1 protein-coding gene is annotated in these 3,151 nt (G+C 48.0%); it reads right to left on the bottom strand.

The window, feature by feature from the left end; all coding sequences use genetic code 11:
* Positions 1-24: 24 nt before the first annotated feature.
* Entirely contained in the window at positions 25-3,018 is a 2,994-nt protein-coding gene (locus tag VIP81_RS20970; RefSeq protein ID WP_331965813.1) for a glycoside hydrolase family 3 N-terminal domain-containing protein, read from the bottom strand.
* Positions 3,019-3,151: the final 133 nt, after the last annotated feature.

Raw genomic sequence — 3,151 nt, forward strand, 5'->3', positions numbered from 1 at the left:
TTGCTTTATGCCTTCTGCTTTCAGCTATTTCCTAACTGCTGCCGTTGCTTCATACAACGTCTCAAACATTTTTTCGCGGGTATGCAGCGTCGTTAATTTCGTGTTGGCGCCACCGTTAGGGTACACCCTGTTACTCAGAAATATAAACACCAGGCCGGAAGTAGGATCTGCCCATACACAGGTACCTGTATAACCGGTATGTCCGAATGTAGCAGCAGAGGCACTTTTGGCCGGATAAGGTTCCCTGCGGGTAGCATTGTCTTTTTCCGGCTTGTCGAAGCCCAAACCACGGCGACTAATGGTACTGTTATACGCTGTAAACAGCTCTATCGTTTCCGGCTTAATATATTGTACGCCGTTAAAGGAGCCTTTATTCAGTAACATTTGCATAATCACACCCAGGTCGTTGGCATCGGAAAACAGCCCGGCATGCCCAGCTACGCCGCCAAACATAGCGGCGCCGGGATCGTGTACATCCCCACGCAGCTGCTGCATACGAAATGAAGACTCATGTTCGGTAGGCACAATTTCCGATAAGGTGAATCGCTCTCTTGGCAAAAAGCCGGTGGTAGCCAATCCCATAGGTGCATAAAATGTTTCCCGCACATAGTCGTTCAGCTTTTTACCACTCAGCTGCTCCACAATTTTTCCCAGAAAAATATAATCACAGTCGCTGTAAACATAGCCCTGATGGGGCGACAGCTTACTATCCAGGATCTTTTTCCAGAGCGTGTCCACATAACTGTTTTCCATGTACATATGGTCCGCTACACGGATAGTATGGGAAGGATCTGGTTCCGTATGATAAATGATCGTATCCGGATAGCCACTGGGATACAATGTTTCTTTATAAAAAGGAATGAAAGGCACCAGCCCTGCCTGGTGCAATAAAATATCGCGGATGCGCAATCCTGCTTTGTCTGTTCCCAGCACCACGGGCAGGTATACGCCCAATGAGGCGTCCAGATTCAGTTTTCCTTCATCGTACAGGCGCATGACCGCCAGTGTGGTGGCGCATATTTTGGTAACGGAAGCCAGGTCGTAGATAGATTGCGGTGATACCGGCTCTGCTTTATTATATTCATAATGACCAAAACAGCGGTTATACACCACTTTCCCATCTTTCATGGCCAGCACCTCCGCACCTGGAGCGGCGCCGCGGGCAATCATATCATTGGCAAATCCGTCAATCTTCACTAAAGTCTGTTCATCCAGGCCGGCTTCTTTGGCGGTGGTTACCGGTAAAATGGTAAATTGGTTCACCTTATAAGTGATCCCGGTGCCGGAGGGCAGCGCAGGACATACCGTTACGGGCAATTTGCCGGTGGGCCCCAGTTTACCAAACAAAAGATCGGCAGCTACTTTTTGTGTGGTACTATCATCTTCATAGGCCGCAATGATGGCGGGAGCATCGCAGAAATACTGGATGGCATAAGGGTTGCCAAATACTACAGTTACAGAAGGCATCTCGGATTGCAGCTGCCTGATAATGAGTCGTTCTGCCATGCTGAGCCCAAAATTATTCGCAGGACGACGGCTGTAGTCGTGCAGGCTGATAATTACCGCCTTATAGTCGCGCTGGATACGGGATACAATGGGCGCAATCTGCTCTACCGACTGACGGGAAGTAAAAATAAATGCATCTGTGCCTGGTTTATACTCTTTCACTGTTTGCAGGAAAGTATTGCTGGCATCGGCTCCTACTGCAATAACGGCCAGCTTTTGCTGGGTCATGGCCGGAGAAAAAGGCACCAGTTTTTTATCATTGCGTACCAATGTGATGGCGCTTTCGGCTATGCGTTTACGCAGCGCGTCTGTATTGGCGTTCAGATCGGCCTCCAGGTTGTTGGTATCAATATGTTGTGGCTTCCATAATCCCAGGTTGTATTTGGCGCGCAATACTTTCTTTACGCGGCTGTCTACTTCATCCTGGTCAATTTTACCGGCTTTTATGGCTTTTTTGATGGCATCTACGCTACCAGCAGCAGTAGAAGGTAATATCATCAGGTCGTTGCCGGCGAGCAGCGACTGTAAGGATTCCTGTCCTTTGGTATAGAATTTTGCGATGCCTTTCATTTCGAGTGCATCGGTGACGATCAGTCCTTTATACCCCAGTTCATTTTTCAGCAGTTTTGTAACGGCATTGTAAGAAATGGAGGTGGGCGTATTTGGTTTTTTATCGATAGATGGGATATAAAGGTGAGCAATCATAATAGATCCCACACCGGCAGCAATGGCTTCGCGGAAGGGATATAGCTCCAGTGAATCCAGTTGTTCCCTTGTTTTATTGATGGTAGGCAGGTCGAGATGTGAATCTACATTAGTGTCGCCGTGACCGGGAAAATGCTTGGCGCAAGCCATTATGCCGGCATCCTGCATCCCTCTGATGGTGGCTACGCCCATGCGGGCTACCTGGTATTTGTTTTCCCCAAAGGAGCGGTCATTGATTACCGGGTTAGCCGGGTTATTATTCACGTCCATATCGGGAGCAAAGTCAATATGGATACCCAGGCGGCGGCATTGCTCGCCCATCAGTTTTCCTGCATCGTAGGCCAGTGCCGTATCCTGTACAGCACCTATCATCATATTACGGGGCAGGGAAATAACACTGTCCAGGCGCATGCCCAGGCCCCACTCACCGTCTATGGCCACCAGTAAAGGTACTTTAGAAATAGACTGGTAGTAGTTGGTCAGCCCTGCCTGTCTTACCGGGCCGCCCTGGAAGAATATAACGCCACCTACTTTATTATCCTGTATATCTTTTATGACTGCGTTCACATGATCGGGACCCAGATTGGAGTGGGCTCTTATCATGATCAGTTGTGCGATGCGTTCATCGGGGGTGAGGGACTGGAACACACTATCTGCCCACTGAGAGGCTTTATCCTGCTGTTGTGCCACGGGCTGCGTGGCAGTTTTCCTATGCTTCTTTTTGTCCTTAAATACCAAGGGCGCAGAAATGGCGCTCCCGGTCATCATCAAACCAGTTAGTCCTGCAACCAATAATTGTTTCCTCATATCATAAACTTACAAATATTCAGTCGTAAATCCAGTGCTGGACTACTGAAAGTCAAAGAATTACTAATACTAATCATATGATTTTGTTAGATAGAAAGTATTTCGTTAAATTAGGATAGCCTGTTGAAGATAA

The organism is Chitinophaga sp. (assembly GCF_036566945.1).
Taxonomy (GTDB): Bacteria; Bacteroidota; Bacteroidia; order Chitinophagales; family Chitinophagaceae; genus Chitinophaga.